The sequence below is a fragment of the Paracoccus aeridis genome (assembly GCF_004923205.2).
GTDB lineage: Bacteria > Pseudomonadota > Alphaproteobacteria > Rhodobacterales > Rhodobacteraceae > Paracoccus > Paracoccus aeridis.
This window is the reverse complement of the sequence record NZ_SELD02000066.1, coordinates 167,702-183,014: the sequence shown is the minus strand read 5'-3', so window position 1 is coordinate 183,014 and position 15,313 is coordinate 167,702. Positions and strand designations below refer to the sequence as shown.

The window sequence follows — 15,313 nt, the reverse complement described above, 5'->3', positions numbered from 1 at the left end:
CGGCGTTGCCCAAGGCCCCGCGCGGGTGCTGTAGTCATCCCCTTTCACACGGGGACCAGCCATGCCTGAACGACTCACCCGCCGCCGGATGATGCTGGCCGCAGCCGCCGCCCTGGTGCCGCCCGGCGCGCGGGCACAGGCGCAGCCCGCGTGGGTCGCAACGGCCGCGGGGCTGGACCAGTTGCACGCGCTCGTCGTGAACAGGGGCGGGGCCCGTGCGTTCGGTCGTGCGTTCCGCGGCCCCGCGCTCGACCGGCCGGTGAACGTGAAGTCCGTCAGCAAGACGCTTCTGGCGCTGCTGACCGGCGTCGCGATCGACCGGGGCGTGCTCGAGGGACCGGACCAGCGGGTGCTTCCGCTTCTGGGCCGGGCGGGTTTCGGGGACGCGCGCGACCGGCTGACGGTCGGGAACCTGCTGTCGATGCAGACCGGCCTCGCCAGCACGTCGGGGCCGAACTACGGCGCCTGGGTGAACAGCCGCGACTGGGTGGACTACGTCCTGCAGCACCCCTCGGGGCAGCCGGGCGGGTCGTTCATCTATTCCACCGGCGGCTGGCACGTCCTCGGCGCGGCGTTGGCGCGGGCGAGCGGCGAGAGCCTGCTGACCCTCGCGCGCGACTGGCTGGGCGAGCCGCTGGACATCGCCGTGCCGCCGTGGGTGCGCGACCCGCAGGGGCGCTATCTCGGCGGCAACGACATGGCGTTGAGCCCGCTGGCGCTCGCGCGGATCGGCGACATGGTGCTCGCGGGCGGGCAGGCGAACGGCCGCCGGGTGGTCAGCGAGGCGTGGCTCCGCACCTCGTGGCAGCCGCGGGCGCGTTCGCCGTTTTCCGGCGACCGGTACGGCTACGGCTGGTTCCTGACCCGCCTCGGCGGCCACGACGCGGCCTATGCGCGCGGCTATGGCGGGCAGATGCTGGCGGTGATCCCGGCGCTCGGGGCGAGCATCGCCATCACCTCGGACCCGACCCGTCCGGCAAGGGGCGAGGGGCATTTCGGCGATCTCCGCCGCCTTGTGGACGAGATCGCGCGCGACCTCGGCTAGAGGTCGTCGTCCGCCTGCGGGCGCCGCCTTCGCTGCGCCAGCCTGCCCGCGACCGGCGCAAGCGAGATCACCAGCACCATCCGCACGAGATGGTGGGCCACGACATAGGCGAGGTCCGCCCCGGCGATGATCGCCATGACCACCATCTCCGACTGCCCGCCCGGCAGGAACGCGAGGAACGCGTCGAGCGCCGGGGCGAGCCGCAGCAGGTGGATCACCTCGAGGAACCCGAGCGAGATCACCGAGAGGATCAGCGCGTAGACGACCCCCGCGCCCACGTCCACGCGGAGTTCCCGCAGGGTGATGCCGCTGTATTTCGCGCCGACCGCGATCCCGATGAAGAACTGCGCCGCCCAGATGATCTCGGCCGGCGGGCGCGCGGTGATGATTCCCGACAGCGACAGGATCGCGGTCAGGATCATCGGGCCGAGGATCGTCGCCCCGAAAAGCCCGATCCGCGCCGCGATCCGCCAGCCGAGAAAGCACGAGCCGACCATCAGCGCGATCTGCACCGAGTCGGTGTCGCGCGCGCTCGCGCCCGGGGGCAACGACAGGTCCACGTTCCACAGCATCGACATCACCAGCGGCGCGACCGTGACGATCACGAGAACCCGCGAGGCGTGGATCAGCGACAGCGCCCGGATGTCGCCGCCGGCTTCTTCTCCGAACACCAGCATGTCCTGCAGCCCGCCGGGCATCGCCCCGAACCACGCGGTCGCGTGGTCGAAGCCGAAGACGTGGCGGAACAGCGGATAGCCCGCGGCGCCGATCAGCAGGACGAACACCGGCACGAAGGCCAGCGACAGCGCGAAGTCGGGAAGGTGAGAGACCATGGCGGGCGTGACCGCGGTGCCCGCCGCGACGCCGAGGAAGGTCCGCATGAAGGTGCCGAGCGCCCCCATGTCGCGCATCCGCGCGCCCGCGAACGCCCCCACGAGGCAACCCGCCATCGGACCCAGCAGGAACGGCAGCGGCAGTCCGGCCAGGTGGAAGACCAGCGTGCCGATGGCGGCAAGCGCAAGGGCGGCAAGGCGGGGGGCGGCGAGGCGGGGGCCGGCGGGGCGGGGGGCGGTGGGGCGGGGATCGGTCAGGCGGGGGGCGAGGGTCACGGGGGCTTTCCGTGGTCAGCGGCATGCGGCCCGGTCAAGCACGTCGGCGGTCCGGCGGCAATGCCCGCCGGGCCCCGCCGAACCCCGCGCGACTCCGCCCCGTCCCGCGTCAGGCGATCCCGCGTCAGGCGATCCCCGTCCGCCGCTGCCCCCGCATCTGCCGCCATGCGGGGATCATCGCGGCCAGCAGCATCAGCGAGGCGAAGCCCGCGACCATGTGGACCTCGGGCCAGCCGAGGGCGGCGCGGATGTCGATCCCCATCCGCCGCGACAGGATTTCCGAAGCGACCCCCATCCCCGCCAGCGCCAGCCCGACGCCGAGAGCCGCGCCCGCCACGATCAGGATCGCCGCGAACCCCCACGACACCGCCAGGATGAACCGCATCGGCGCACCCATGGCCCCCAGCAGCGCGAACTGGTCCGCGAACAGCGCCATGACGAGCGTGAGCCCCGCCAGCACCGCCACGGTGACCAGCCCCTGGCTCGCCAGCGCCATCACGGACAGCGCCGCGCGCGCGTCGCCGAGGACGGCGTGCAGTTGCGACAGCACCGCGCCGGGGAAGACCGCCATCATGTCGGGCCGCGACAGGGCCGAGCGGACGCCGTAGGCGGCGGCAAGCTGGTCGGTGTCGATCGCGACCGCGGGCACGCCGGGAAACGAGCTTGTGTCCCAGGGCGGGCCGATGGGACGGGCTTCGTGGTCGTGGTCGTGGTCGTGGTCGTGGTCGTGGTCGTGGTCGTGGTGGTCGGCCTCGGCCAGCGGGTGCCCGTCGGGCAGGCCGTGCATGTCCCACAGCGTCTCGATCGGCACGACCACGGCGCGGTCCCACGGTCCCCCCGTCGGCGCAAGGCGGCCCACGACATGCAGATGGTGGCCCGCATGGGCGTGTTCGTCCGCCGCCTCGCCCGTGCCGTGGGCGGGCTCGATCTCGTCGCCAATGGCGAAGGGGGCAAGGGCGCCGACGACCGCCTCGGCCCGCGCGGCGAAGGGGCGGCCCTCGGCGGGCGGACCGGCGAGATGGGCCACGAACTCCGCCGTGGTGCCGACGACAGGGGCGCCGTCGGCGCTGTCGCCGAAGCCGAGCGGGGCGGCCATCGCGACCCCCGGGGTCGCCGCGATCTCGGCAAACTGCGCGCCGGTCAGCAGCGGCAGGTCCGCCGGCTGCAGGAACACCGACGCCAGCATCGCCGTCGTCTCGCTGCCCGGCGCGGCGACGAGCACGTCGAACGGGTCGGCAGCGCGGGCGGAGGCCTGGCGCAGGCCGCGTTCCTGCGCGGTGAGGACCAGCCCCAGCGCCAGGGCCACCGCGATCAGCGCCGTGAACAGAAGCGCCGTGCCCGCGGACCGGCGCAGCATCGCGGCGATCACCGGCCAGGGCCGGTAGCCGCGCAGGACGACCGCGCCGCAGATCAGGCCCGGCAGGACCAGCGCGCAGGCGAGCAGCGCGTCCTCGGCGAAGGGCGAAAGCTCAGGCATCGCTGTCCTCCACGATGCGGCCGTCCGCAAGCGTGATCACGCGGGACGCGCGGGCCTGCACGGCGGGGTCGTGGCTGACGACGACCACCGTGCGCGGGCCGGCGAGCGCGGCCAGGTCGTCCGCAAGCCGGTCGGCGTTCGCGCGGTCGAGGCTGGCGGTCGGCTCGTCCGCAAGGATCGCCGATGGCGCGGTCGCGAGGGCGCGCGCCATGGCGACCCGCTGCCGCTCGCCCCCCGACATCACCGCGACGCGCCGGTCCGCCGCCGCGCCGAGGCCAAGCCGGTCGAGCGCCGCGACCGCTGCCGCGCGCAGCGCGGGCCGGCGCGCGCGCGGCATCCATGCGGCGGCCAGCGCCGCGTTGTCGAGCGCGCCCAGCTCCGCGAACAGGCGGTAGTCCTGGAAGATCAGCCCCAGCCTCTCGCGCCGGAACCGCCTCCGTCCCGCAGGGGACAGCCCGGCGATGTCGGTGCCGCCCCAGCGGACCTGCCCGGCGCTGGCGGCAAGGTTCCCCGACAGCACGTTCAGCGCCGTGGACTTGCCCGCCCCCGACGCGCCGCGCAGGACCAGCATCGCGCCCGCCGGCACCGTCAGCGCGGGAATGTCGAGGATGGTGCGCCCGCCCGCCTCGACCCGCAGGCCGGCGACGGCCAGGTCCGGCGCCGCCGTCTCAGGCGCGGGCATAGGTCGCATCCACCAGCCGCACCCTGGACGCGAAGCCCAGCTCGGGGTCGACGTAATCGCCGAGCTCCAGCCGGCCCTGCGTCACGATGGGGATGTTGAAGCCGATCACGTCCACCACGCGGCGGGCATAGATCGCGAGGATGTCGTCGGGCCAGGGCATCCCCGGCTCGCAGAACGGGCACACGGCCATCGGCTTCTTGGTCAGCACGAAGAACGTCGATTCCGCCTTCAGGGGCGGCGCCATGAAGCCCGCCACGTCGATGCGCTGGCCCTCGTTGGCCAGCGCGAGTTCCGAGAACGACAGGTCCTTGTTGTAGAGGTCGCGCATCCTGATGGGGCCGCCTTCGGCGAAGGCGGGACGCCGCGTCAGCGGCGCGGTGGCGGCGGCGAGGGTAAGCGCCCGGATCAGCGTGCGGCGGTTCATGGCGGCGGCCTTTCTTCCTGCGGGTACACGGCCCCAATGGGACAGGGCGGACCGGGTGGTCCGCCCCGCCTGTCATGTCGTGCCGGCCGCCTACTCCGCGGTGACGGCCTTGTTCATCACGTGGAAGATCACGTTCTGCTCGATCAGCCCGTCGAAGAGGTGCGACCAGGGGCCGCGCGCGAACACCGCGACATCCTCGCCCGAGTGGGTTTCCGACGACATCGGGATCAGCGCCTGCTGGACGAAGTCGATGTCGGTCGCTTCTTCCTGGGTCAGCGTGGCCCGGCCCTCGGGCGCGGCATAGACCGGCTGCGCGGGTTGCGCCGCCGCTTCGGCCGCTTCGGCCGCCACGTCCGCGGGCGTCGCGCCGGGGGCCGCGGCGTCGGCCGCCTGCGCCACCGCGTCCATCGCCGGGGCGGGTTCCGGCGCCGTCACGTCCGTCGATGCCGAGGTCGCGGCCGAGTCGGTCGCCGCAAGCTCGGGCGTGGCCTGCTCGACCAGCACGGACCCCACGCCGTTCAGGAAGCCCACGACGCTGTAGGGCTTGCCGTCCGCGGCGGTTTCAAGTTCGTCCAGGTGCTCGACCCCGGCCTCGTTCACCTTGTAGCACAGCCCCTCGATCGGGGTGCCGCGGCCGCAATAGCCGTTGAAGGCGATCGCGTGCTCGTGGTCGGCGGTGACGATGATCAGCGTGTCCTGCGCGTCCGTCAGCTCCGCCGCCCTGGCGATCGCGTCCTGGAACGCCTTGCCGTCCACCAGCGCGCGCTTGACGTTGCCGTCGTGGTTGGCGTGGTCGACCCGCCCGCCCTCGATGTTGAGGTAGAAGCCCTGCTCGTTCTGCGACAAGGACCTGATCGCGGCCTCGGTCATCTCGGCCAGCGACGGCTCGCCGGTGCGGTCGGCCTCGTACTTCATGTGCGAGCCTTCGAACAGGCCCAGCACCGGCTGGTTGTTGCCCCAGGTCAGCGCCTTGAAGCTGTCCTCGTCCTGGGCGAAGGCGAAGCCTGCGGCCTGCGCTTCCTCGACCAGGTTGCGGCCGTCGTCGCGAAGGCCCTTCTTGCCTTCGGCGTCCTCGGTCCCCTCGGGCAGGAACTGCGAGCGGCCGCCCCCCAGCGCCACGTCGATCACGCCGGCCTTCATCTGGTCGATCAGCTGGGCGGCGATGTCCTTCTGGGCGCAGCCTTCCGGGATCTCGGCGCTGTTTTCCCAGTCGCGGTCGACGCTCCGGGCATAGACGGCGGCGGGGGTCGCGTGGGTGATGCGCGCGGTCGAGATGACCCCGACCGACTTGCCCATGCCGGACACGATCTCGGCGAAGGTGGTCAGGCCGTTCTGCAGCCCCGCCTCGCAGTCGCCCACGGCGACGCTGTCAGGCATGTTGATGATGTCGTTCTTGGTCTTCACGCCGGTGTTCATGGCGCTGGCGGTCGGCGCGGAATCCGGGGTCTGGCCGTTGGCCGAGTAGGTCTTGACCAGCGCCGAATGGGGGAAGGTTTCCGACGGCTGGACGTAGTCGTCGCCCAGCCCGCCCGCCTGCTGGCCCGAGAACAGGCGGATCGCGTAGTTCGTGCCCACGCCGTTGCCGTCGGCGGTGAACAGGATCACGTTCTTCGCCCGGCCGGTGTTCGGCTGGACGGCCATCAGTTCCTCGACCCTCGCCTGCCCGGCCTTGAACCATTCGTTGTCGGCCTGCGGCAGGTCCTGGGCGAACGACGCCGTGGCAAGCGCCGTCAGCACGGTGGAAAGAAGAAACGTCTTCATGGCTGGCTCCTGTTGCTCGCAGCCGCCTTAGCGGGCGATCATTTCGCTCGCGTGACGACCTCGTGGCGATCGTGTGACGGTCACAGGTCACGGATACGTTGCGCAACGTGACCGCGGCCCGCGTTGACGCCCGGGCCCGGATCGCCAACGTTCGCCCGGAAAAGGAAAGACGCTGACATGAGGTCCGAGGTGCCCGCCACATTGCCGCTCCGCGACACCCCGCAGGTCTATGGCGTGGTGACGCGGTTCCTTCACTGGACCGTGGCCGGGCTGGTCCTGTGGCAGCTTCTGGGCATGGGCCTTCGCAAGATCTTCGGCCGCCAGCCCTTCGTCGACGTCGTCGCCGGCTGGCATCAGGCGGTCGGGACGGTGCTGTTCGTCCTGATCGTCGCCCGGATCGCCTGGGCGCTGTCCAACCTTCGCAACCGGCCCCGGCACGGCCGCCACTTCACTGGCCGCGCGGCGAGCCTCGGGCACGCGCTTCTCTATGCGGTGATGTTCTCCGTGGCAGCCGTCGGGCTGCTGCGCGCCTATGGCAACGACCGCGCATTCGCGCCGTTCGGCTTCACGATCTTCCCCGCGCAGGACCCGCCGGTCGCGTGGATGGTGCAGCTCGGCGGCCTGCTGCACGGAGAGCTGGGCTGGGTGCTGGCGACGCTGGTGCTGGGCCATGTCGTCATGGTCGGCGTCCACGAAAGCATGTGGCGCGACGGGACGCTTGCCCGCATGGCGGGGCGCCCGGGCCGTCCGCCCGCACGCCGCAGCAAGGCTGCGGACGCCGCACCCACGCGCTGAGCCGGCGCCGCGCGTCCAGACCGGTCCCGGCTCACAGCTTCCGCTCAGCGCCGATGAGCGTCGTGTCTCGGTGCTCGACCCGGATGGCCCGTCGTTCCCGCGCTCACCCCGCCGACAAGTCCTGCGGCACGTCCACGTCCACCAGCTCTGTCGCGGGGGCGGAAACGCAGGTCGCGTCCTGAAGCAGCTCGCCCGCGCCGCGGTCGCCGTGCAGGTTCGACAGCGCCGGGAACAGGCTCCCCGGAAAGCAGGCGGGCGCGCCGGGGCGGCCGTCGGGGTGGCGCGCGGCCGACGGCGTGTCGTCCTTGCAGTCGCCGAGGATCGCGACCAGCAGCCGTTCGGTCACCAGCGGCATGTCGCCCAGCAGCACGAGCAGCCGCCCCGCGCCCATCTGCCCGGCCCAGCGGACGGCGGCGCGAAGGCTCGACGACTGGTCGTCGCCTTCGGGCGCAAGCAGCGTCGCCTGGTCGACCAGCGCGCCGATCTGCGGATCGCGCACGACCGCGGCGCGAAGGTCCACCGGCGCGCGGCACAGCATCGACGCCGCGTAGGACACCAGCGGCCGCCCGTTCCATTCGGCCAGCAGCTTGTCATCAGGCCCCCAGCGGCGCGAATGCCCGGCGGCGAGCAGAACCGCGGCGGTCCGGGGCGAAGGCGAAGGAGGGGCGCTCATCGCCGGGCCTCGGCCAGGATCTCGGCAAGGACCGATACCGCGAGCACCTGCGGATCGCGCGCGGACGGGATCAGCCCGATCGGGCCGCGCAGGCGGGCGATCTGCGCCTCGGTCACGCCCATGTCGCGCAGCGCCTGCACGCGGGCGCGGTGGCTGCGCAGGCTTCCCTGCGCGCCCACGTAGAAGGCCTGACTTGCGAGTGCGCGGGCAAGCACCGGCGGCTCGCGGTCGTGGTCGTGGTAGAACAGCGTCACCGCGGTCCACGGGTCGGCGTCCACGAGCGTCGGGTCCGCGCCCTGCCGCAGGTCCACGCCCTGGACGGCGGCGGCGCCGGCGGTGGCGTCGTCGTGGGTCGTCAGCTCCGCGGGGAAACCGGCGGCGCGGGCGAGGGCCGCGAAACGCACCGCCTCGACCCCCGCGCCCCAGACCAGGAAGCGCGTCGCGGGTTCCAGCCGCAGCTGGAAGCCCGGCCCGTTCTCGGCGACGGTGCCGTGATCGAGATCGATCCCCAGCGTGATGTCGCGCCGCGCATCGCGCGCCGCCAGCGCCGCCCGGATCGGCGCGGGATCGGTCACGGGCACCAGCGCCACGTCCAGCCCCCCGCCGCAGGGCAGCACCAGATCGAGGAACGGCGACCCGGCCCCGTAGCGCAGCTGGCGGACCCGGCCGTCCTGCGCGACCTCGGCCGCATGGATGGCCAGATCGGCCTCGATGCAGCCGGAGCTCAGCTGTCCGACCCTGCCGCCCGCCGCGGGAAAGGCCATGAAGGTGCCGGGGTTGCGGTAATGCGGCCCCTCGACCCCGGTGATCAGCGCCAGCACGCCGCCGCCCGCCAGCGCCGGCAGCGGATCGCCCAGCGGATTGGGCGCGGGTTCCGCGGTGGATTCACCGCTTTGCGGGGTGGGGCGGGTCAGGGTCATGCGGTGTGCCGCTTGCTATTATTTGTCGCTCGGGACGGAACACCGACGTGCGCAAGGTTGTTCCGCCGCAGCCACGCAGCCGACATGGAGGATCCGCGGATGGATGTCACCCTCACCGTCAACGGCGCGCAGCAGACCTTGCAGCTTGACGACCCCCGGGTCTCGCTGCTGGATGCCTTGCGCCAGCGACTTGACCTGACCGGAACCAAGAAGGGCTGCGATCACGGACAGTGCGGCGCCTGCACCGTCATCGTGAACGGCCGCCGGATCAATTCCTGCCTCACGCTTGCCGTGATGCACGACGGCGACGAGATCACCACGATCGAGGGGATCGGCACCCCGGACAATCTCGCCCCGCTGCAGCGCGCGTTCATCAAGCACGACGGGTTCCAGTGCGGCTACTGCACGCCGGGGCAGATCGTGTCCGCGACCGCCATGCTGGAGGAGCTGCGGCAGGGATGGCCCAGCCAGCTGACGGGCGACCTCGGCGCGGCCGACCTGACCGACGAGGAGATCCGCGAGCGCATGTCGGGCAACATCTGCCGATGCTCGTGCTATCCCAACATCGTCGATGCGATCCGCGACGCGGCCGGCGAGACGGGCAGTCAGGCGGGTGGCCAGCCGGGCGCCCGGCTGGCAGCGGAGGGCGCGGCATGAGACAGTTCGACTATTCCCGCGCCGCCAGCCCCGCCGACGCGATCGGGACGGATGCGCGCATCATCGCGGGCGGCACGAACCTGCTGGACCTGATGAAGCTTCAGGTCGAGACGCCCGACCGGCTGATCGACGTGAACCATGTCGGGCTTGACCGGATCGAGCGTGACGGCGACGGGGTCAGGATCGGTGCGCTGGTGCGCAACGCCGACTGCGCGGCGGACGAGACGGTGCGGCGGGACTGGCCGCTTCTGTCGCACGCGATCCTTGCCGGGGCGAGCCCCCAGCTTCGCAACCGCGCCAGCACCGGCGGCAACCTGATGCAGCGGACGCGGTGTTACTATTTCTATGACCTCGACGCGCCCTGCAACAAGCGCGAGCCCGGATCGGGGTGCGGCGCCATCGGCGGCATCAACCGCATCCACGCGATCCTCGGCGCGTCCGAATCGTGCATCGCCACCTATCCAGGCGACATGGCCGTGGCCATGAGCGCGCTCGACGCCGTGGTCGAGGTGGAAGGCCCGAACGGCAGGCGCGACATCCCCGCGACCGAGTTCCACCGCCTGCCCGGCGACACGCCAGAGCGCGACAACACCCTAGAACCCGGCGAGATGATCCTGTCCGTGCGCCTGCCCGCGCCGCTCGGGGGCCGGCACATCTACCGCAAGGTGCGGGACCGGCGGTCCTACGCCTTTGCGCTGGTGTCCGTCGCCGCCGTCGTGGCGATGGACGGGGGCCGCATGTCCAATGTTCGCCTTGCCTTCGGGGGCGTCGCCCACAAGCCCTGGCGCGTGCCCGAGGCCGAGGCGCTGCTGGAAGGGCAGGCGCCCGCGCCCGACCTGTTCGACCGCGCCGCCGAGGCCGTGCTGGACGGCGCGCGGGGGCAGGGCCACAACGATTTCAAGATCCCCCTGCTGCGCCGCACCCTGTCCGCGGTGCTGGCCGAGGCCACGGAAGGAGCCGAGTGATGTCCGAACCGATCGAAGTCAGCCTCAGCCACCGGATGAACTTTGCCGACAAGGAAGACCTGCTGGACCGCACCACGCAGGGGATCATCGGCACGCCCATGGACCGTCCCGAGGGCCCGCTGAAGGTCAGCGGCACCGCGACCTACGCCGACGAGGACCACCCGCCCGGGACCGTCTACGGGTGGCTGGTCCGGTCCTCGATCTCGAAGGGCTGGGTCACGGGATTCAACACGCGCGAGCTGCGCGCCATGCCGGGCGTGCTGGCCGTGATCCGCGACAAGCGGATGCTGCGGAACCCGGCGCAGGGGCAGGCCTCCAAGGCGCCCTACCAGGGCCCGGCCGAGATCTTCTACAAGGGCCAGCCGATCGCGCTGGTCGTGGCCGAGACGTTCGAGCAGGCGCGGGATGCGGCGATCAAGGCGCGCGCCGACTACGACGATCGCAGCGAGAAGGGCGTGTTCGTCCCGGCCGAGGCGAAGTACGAGGCGCCCCGGTCGCAGCAATCCTCGCAGGGCGACCTCGACGCCGCGATGGACGGGGCCGCGTTCGCCGTCGACGTGGAATACCACACGCCCTCAATGAGCCACGCGGCGATGGAACCCCACGCGGCCGTGGCATGGTGGGACGGCGGCAGCGTCACCCTGCGCGGCAGCTACCAGATGCTCGGCTCGAACAAGGCCGAGCTTGCGGATTCGCTGGGGATAAGCCCCAAGAAGGTGCGGATCCTGTCGCCCTACGTGGGCGGCGGCTTCGGCAGCAAGCTGGGCATCAGCCACGAGGGCGTCGCCGCCGCCATCGCCGCGCAAAAGCTGGGGCGCCCGGTCGCGGTCGCGCTGCACCGCCGCCAGCAGTTCGAGACGACGATCCGCCGCAGCGAAAGCCGCCAGCGCGTGCGTCTGTCCTGCGACGCCGAGGGCCGCATGACCGGCGTGGGACACGAGGCATGGGTGTCGAACCTGCCCGCGGAAACCTTCAGCGAGCCGGTGAGCCAGGCCACGCCCTTCACCTATGAGGGCGAGAACCGCAAGATCGGCCACCATGTCGGCCGCCTGAACATCACCTGCGCCGGCTCGATGCGCGCGCCGGGCGAGGCGATCGGCGTGCCCGTGACCGAGGCCGCGATGGACGAGCTGGCCCACGCCGCCGGCATCGACCCGGTGGAGTTCCGGCTGCGGAACATCCCCGAGAAGGACCCGTCCTCGGGCCGGCCCTTCAGCAGCCACCGGCTGGCCGACTGCCTCAGGCGCGGCGCGGAAAGCTTCGGCTGGCATAACCGGCAGGCGCCGGGCGCGCGGCGCGAGGGGGAATGGCTGATCGGCATGGGCGTGACGTCGGCGATCCGGGTCAACATGCTCGAACCCAGCACGGCCCGCGTCATCCTGCTGCCGGACGGCACCGCGCGGGTGGAAACCGACATGACCGACATCGGCACCGGCAGCTATTCGATCCTCACGCAGATCGCGGCCGAGGTGCTGGGCCTGCCCGCCGACCGCGTGACGACCGTGCTGGGCGACAGCGACCTGCCGCAGTCGTCCGGTTCGGGGGGATCGTTCGGCGCGGCGTCGTCGGGCAGCTCGGTCATGCTGGCCGCCAAGGCCGTGCGCCAGAAGCTTGCCAAGCGGATGGAGTGCGACCCCGACGAGCTGACCCTGAAGGACGGCTACGCCATCGCCGAGAACCGCAGGCGCACCCTGGCGGAGGTGCTGGCGGGCGACACGCTGCAGGGCACCGGCACGATCAAGAAGGGGCTGACCTCGCTTGGCCACCAGCAGGCGTCGTGGGGCGCGCAGTTCGCCGAGGTCGCGGTCAGCAGCGTCACCGGCGAGGTGCATGTCCGCCGCCTGGCCGCGACATTTGCGTGTGGCCGCATCCTGAACGCCAAGACGGCGCGGTCGCAATGCATCGGCGGCATGATCTTCGGGATCGGCCAGGCGCTGCACGAGAAGGTCGAGACGGACGCCCGCGACGGCAGCTTCGTGAACCGGGATCTCGCGGAATACCACGTCCCCGCGAACCTCGACGTGCCGCATATCGACATCGAGTTCCTCGACGACCGCGACCCTTACGCCAACCCGATGCAGGCCAAGGGCATCGGCGAGCTTGCCTGCTGCGGGACGGCGGGGGCGATCGTGAACGCAATCGCGAACGCCACCGGCCACCGTTTCCGCAGCTTCCCGGTGACGCTGGACAAGGTGCTGGAAAAGCTGGGCTGAGGGTGGGGCGCGGCCTCAGCCGGCCGCGCCCATCACCCGCTTCAGGATCAGCGGCAGCAGCCCGCCCCGCCGCAGCGTCTCGACCTCCAGCGAGGTCTCGATCGCTGCGGTCCCGGTGAAGCGGGCGGTGCGGCCGTCTTCGTGGCGGATGGTGACGGGCACCGGGGCGCGGGGTCTGATGCGGGCGGGGTCGGCGTCGATCTCGACCAGGTCGTGGACCGTCAGCGCCAGCATCTGCGGCGTCACGCCTTCGGCCAGGCGCAGGGGCAGGACGCCCATGCCGATCAGGTTGGCGCGGTGGATGCGTTCGAAGCTCGACGCCAGCACCGCGCGCGCGCCCAGCAGCGCCGCGCCCTTCGCGGCCCAGTCGCGCGACGACCCCATGCCGTAGCGTTCCCCCGCGACGATCACGACCGGCTCGCCCGCGTCGCGGTAGCGCGCGGCGGCTTGCCACAGGGGCAGCACGTCGCCGCCGGGCGTCACGGTGGCGCCGGGCGGGATGCCCTCTGCGAGCAGGTTCACCACGTTGCGGTTGGTGTAGAGCCCGCGCAGCATCACCTCCCAGTTGCCGCGACGGGACGAGAAGACGTTGAGGTCGCGCGGGTTCTCGCCGCGCGCGGTCAGCCAGCGCCCCGCCTCGCCCGACGCGGGGATCGCGCCTGCGGGCGAGATGTGGTCGGTCGTGATGTCGTCGCCCAGCACCAGCAGGGGCCGGGCGGTGTAGCGGCCAAGCCTGGTTCCGTCGCCTGCAGAGGCGAAGGGCGGGCGGCGGATGTAGGTGGACGCCTCGTCCCACGGGAACAGCGCGGTCGCGGGCGCGTCGAGGTCGGACCACAGGCGGCTTGCCTCGGCCTCGTCATAGGCGGCGGCGAAATCGCGGGGGTCGGCGCCGGCGGCCAGCGCCGCGTCGATCTCGGCCCCCGTGGGCCACAGGTCGGCCAGCCGCACGCCCGGCGCGATGTCGTCGCGCAGGATGTCGCGCTCGACGTCGCCCGCGAGCGCGAAGGCCACGACCAGCGGCGGCGAGGCGAGGAACCCCGCTTCCAGCTGCGGGTGGACCCGGCCGGGAAAGTTCCGGTTGCCCGACAGCACCGCCGCCTGCAACCGCCCGTCGGCCAGCGCCTCGGCCGAGGCCGGGGTCAGGTCGCCCGAGTTGCCGATGCAGGTGGTGCAGCCGAAGCCCACGATGCCGAAGCCTACCGCCTCCAGGTCGTCCAGCAGCCCCGCGCGTTCCAGGTAGCGCCGGGCGGTGGGCGATCCGGGGGCGAGCGATGTCTTGACCCAGGGAGGCGGCGCCAGCCCCAGCGCGCGGGCGCGGCGCGCGACGAGACCGGCGGCGACCAGCAGCCGCGGGTCGGTGGTGTTGGTGCAGCTGGTGATTGCGGCAATGGCGACGGCGCCGTCGGGAACCTCGCCCGCCGCGTGATGGCAGGGCGGGGCGCCGCGCACCGCGGCCGCGCCCTGCGCCGTGGCGGATGCGGGCAGGCGGTCCTGCGGGCGGCGGGGGCCCGCGACGCTGACCTCGACCCGAGCGAGGTCCAGTTCGACCACCTGGGGGAACGCGGGCATCTCGTCGGGGTCGAACCACAGGCCCTGCCTGCGGCAGTAGGCGCCGACGCGCTCGATCAGGGCGAGGTCGCGCCCCGTCGCGGCCAGGTAGTCCAGCACGGCCGCGTCCACCGGGAAGAAGCCGGTGTTCGCCCCGAACTCTGGCGCCATGTTGGCGACCGCGGCCCGGTCCCCGGCCGACAGCGTGGACACGCCCGGCCCGAAGAACTCCACGAAGCGGTCGGACAGGTCGATCCGGCGCAGCCGTTCCGTGACGGTCAGCGCAAGGTCGGTCGCCGTCACGCCTTCACGCAGCCGGCCCGTCAGGCGCACCCCCACCACGTCGGGCACCCGCAGCATCACGGGCATGCCGAAGAAGACGCTTTCCGCCTCGATCCCGCCGACGCCCCAGCCCAGGACGCCGAGCCCGTTGATCATCGGCGTGTGGCTGTCGGTGCCGATCATCGCGTCGGGCATCAGCCAGCCGTCGCGCGCCGCCACCACGGTCGCGAGGCGTTCGAGGTTCAGCGTGTGCATGATCCCCGTGCCGGGCGGATGCACGCGGAACCCGTCGAGCGCGGCGGTCGCCCACTTCATGAAGCGGTAGCGTTCGCCGTTGCGGCGGTATTCGTTGGCAAGGTTGCGTTCCATCGCCCCGCGCCCGCCGAAGAAATCGACCGCGAGCGAATGGTCCGTGGATACGTCCACCGGCAGCACGGGGTTCAGCAGGCGCGGGTCGAACCCGGCCTCGGCCAGCGTCGAACGCATCGCCGCGATGTCCACCAGCGCCGGGCCGCAGGTGGTGTCGTGCATCAGGACGCGCCCGGGCAGGAACGGGATTTCCGCGTCGGACGGGCCGTCGAGCGCCGCCATGATCGCGGAACGGGCGGCGCGGGCGTCCTTTCCCCCGGTTCGCAGCACGTTTTCCAGCAGGATGCGGTGGATGTGCGGCATCCGCCCGATCCGGCCCGCCGCTGCGGCGGGCAGGTCGATGATCCGGTGGCGGGTGCCACCCAGCGACAGTTCGGTCTCGAACTCCATCGG

The 15,313-nt window shown here is 72.3% G+C and carries 13 protein-coding genes; 5 read left to right on the top strand and 8 right to left on the bottom strand.

All coding sequences use genetic code 11. From position 1 onward, the window contains the following. Nucleotides 1-61 precede the first annotated feature (61 nt). Entirely contained in the window at nt 62-1,045 is a 984-nt protein-coding gene (locus tag ELI80_RS15655; RefSeq protein WP_136653231.1) for a serine hydrolase domain-containing protein, read from the top strand. Here ELI80_RS15655 and ELI80_RS15650 read toward each other — a convergent pair. The 5 genes from ELI80_RS15650 to ELI80_RS15630 all read right to left on the bottom strand — a co-directional run bounded on the left by ELI80_RS15650 (nt 1,042) and on the right by ELI80_RS15630 (nt 6,498). Next, complete coding sequence (locus tag ELI80_RS15650; RefSeq protein ID WP_236641536.1) at nt 1,042-2,154, bottom strand: AbrB family transcriptional regulator; 1,113 nt, start codon at nt 2,152-2,154, stop codon at nt 1,042-1,044. The two genes, ELI80_RS15655 and ELI80_RS15650, sit on opposite strands and share 4 nt — an antisense overlap. 124 nt (nt 2,155-2,278) lie before the next feature. After that, on the bottom strand, nt 2,279-3,631 hold the full coding sequence (locus ELI80_RS15645) for an ABC transporter permease family protein (protein ID WP_136653230.1): 1,353 nt from the start codon (nt 3,629-3,631) through the stop codon (nt 2,279-2,281). Beyond that, on the bottom strand, nt 3,624-4,313 hold the full coding sequence (locus ELI80_RS15640) for an ABC transporter ATP-binding protein (protein WP_136653229.1): 690 nt from the start codon (nt 4,311-4,313) through the stop codon (nt 3,624-3,626). Before ELI80_RS15640 ends, ELI80_RS15645 begins: the two co-directional genes overlap by 8 nt. After that, nucleotides 4,300-4,737, bottom strand: coding sequence for a hypothetical protein (locus tag ELI80_RS15635; protein ID WP_136653228.1), 438 nt, complete (start codon nt 4,735-4,737; stop codon nt 4,300-4,302). The genes ELI80_RS15640 and ELI80_RS15635 overlap by 14 nt, the downstream gene beginning before the upstream one ends. 90 nt (nt 4,738-4,827) lie before the next feature. Further along, a complete protein-coding gene (locus ELI80_RS15630; protein WP_136653227.1) occupies nt 4,828-6,498 on the bottom strand; it encodes an alkaline phosphatase in 1,671 nt (556 codons plus the stop codon). A gap of 177 nt (nt 6,499-6,675) precedes the next feature. Between ELI80_RS15630 and ELI80_RS15625 the strand changes: the two genes are divergently transcribed. Continuing rightward, entirely contained in the window at nt 6,676-7,293 is a 618-nt protein-coding gene (locus ELI80_RS15625; RefSeq protein WP_136653226.1) for a cytochrome b, read from the top strand. A 103-nt stretch (nt 7,294-7,396) separates the two neighbouring features. Here ELI80_RS15625 and ELI80_RS15620 read toward each other — a convergent pair whose 3' ends face one another. Both ELI80_RS15620 and ELI80_RS15615 read right to left on the bottom strand, forming a co-directional pair. After that, nucleotides 7,397-7,966 carry a nucleotidyltransferase family protein gene (locus ELI80_RS15620; RefSeq protein WP_136653225.1) on the bottom strand — a complete coding sequence of 190 codons (570 nt, stop codon included), beginning with the start codon at nt 7,964-7,966 and terminating at the stop codon, nt 7,397-7,399. Next, nucleotides 7,963-8,886: an XdhC family protein gene (locus tag ELI80_RS15615; RefSeq protein ID WP_136653224.1), complete on the bottom strand. Its 924-nt coding sequence runs from the start codon at nt 8,884-8,886 to the stop codon at nt 7,963-7,965. The genes ELI80_RS15620 and ELI80_RS15615 overlap by 4 nt, the downstream gene beginning before the upstream one ends. A 99-nt stretch (nt 8,887-8,985) precedes the next feature. Between ELI80_RS15615 and ELI80_RS15610 the strand changes: the two genes are divergently transcribed. The 3 genes from ELI80_RS15610 to ELI80_RS15600 are packed head-to-tail and all read left to right on the top strand — an operon-like array spanning nt 8,986 to nt 12,721. Then, nucleotides 8,986-9,543: a 2Fe-2S iron-sulfur cluster-binding protein gene (locus ELI80_RS15610; RefSeq protein WP_136653223.1), complete on the top strand. Its 558-nt coding sequence runs from the start codon at nt 8,986-8,988 to the stop codon at nt 9,541-9,543. Continuing rightward, nucleotides 9,540-10,508, top strand: a complete 969-nt coding sequence (locus ELI80_RS15605; RefSeq protein ID WP_136653222.1) for an FAD binding domain-containing protein — start codon at nt 9,540-9,542, stop codon at nt 10,506-10,508. The genes ELI80_RS15610 and ELI80_RS15605 overlap by 4 nt, the downstream gene beginning before the upstream one ends. Continuing rightward, nucleotides 10,508-12,721, top strand: coding sequence for a xanthine dehydrogenase family protein molybdopterin-binding subunit (locus ELI80_RS15600; RefSeq protein ID WP_136653221.1), 2,214 nt, complete (start codon nt 10,508-10,510; stop codon nt 12,719-12,721). The genes ELI80_RS15605 and ELI80_RS15600 overlap by 1 nt, the downstream gene beginning before the upstream one ends. Nucleotides 12,722-12,736: 15 nt before the next feature. On the opposite strand, the gene acnA is transcribed toward ELI80_RS15600, so the two are convergent. Continuing rightward, complete coding sequence (gene acnA / locus ELI80_RS15595) at nt 12,737-15,310, bottom strand: aconitate hydratase AcnA (protein WP_136653220.1); 2,574 nt, start codon at nt 15,308-15,310, stop codon at nt 12,737-12,739. Nucleotides 15,311-15,313: the final 3 nt, after the last annotated feature.

Coding starts and splice junctions, on each gene's coding strand:
- ELI80_RS15655 (WP_136653231.1), top strand. CDS start 62: ATGCCTGAACGACTCACCCGCCGCCGGATGATGCTGGCCGCAGCCGCC.
- ELI80_RS15645 (WP_136653230.1), bottom strand. CDS start 3,631: ATGCCTGAGCTTTCGCCCTTCGCCGAGGACGCGCTGCTCGCCTGCGCG.
- ELI80_RS15640 (WP_136653229.1), bottom strand. CDS start 4,313: ATGCCCGCGCCTGAGACGGCGGCGCCGGACCTGGCCGTCGCCGGCCTG.
- ELI80_RS15635 (WP_136653228.1), bottom strand. CDS start 4,737: ATGAACCGCCGCACGCTGATCCGGGCGCTTACCCTCGCCGCCGCCACC.
- ELI80_RS15630 (WP_136653227.1), bottom strand. CDS start 6,498: ATGAAGACGTTTCTTCTTTCCACCGTGCTGACGGCGCTTGCCACGGCG.
- ELI80_RS15625 (WP_136653226.1), top strand. CDS start 6,676: ATGAGGTCCGAGGTGCCCGCCACATTGCCGCTCCGCGACACCCCGCAG.
- ELI80_RS15620 (WP_136653225.1), bottom strand. CDS start 7,966: ATGAGCGCCCCTCCTTCGCCTTCGCCCCGGACCGCCGCGGTTCTGCTC.
- ELI80_RS15615 (WP_136653224.1), bottom strand. CDS start 8,886: ATGACCCTGACCCGCCCCACCCCGCAAAGCGGTGAATCCACCGCGGAA.
- ELI80_RS15610 (WP_136653223.1), top strand. CDS start 8,986: ATGGATGTCACCCTCACCGTCAACGGCGCGCAGCAGACCTTGCAGCTT.
- ELI80_RS15605 (WP_136653222.1), top strand. CDS start 9,540: ATGAGACAGTTCGACTATTCCCGCGCCGCCAGCCCCGCCGACGCGATC.
- ELI80_RS15600 (WP_136653221.1), top strand. CDS start 10,508: ATGTCCGAACCGATCGAAGTCAGCCTCAGCCACCGGATGAACTTTGCC.
- acnA (WP_136653220.1), bottom strand. CDS start 15,310: ATGGAGTTCGAGACCGAACTGTCGCTGGGTGGCACCCGCCACCGGATC.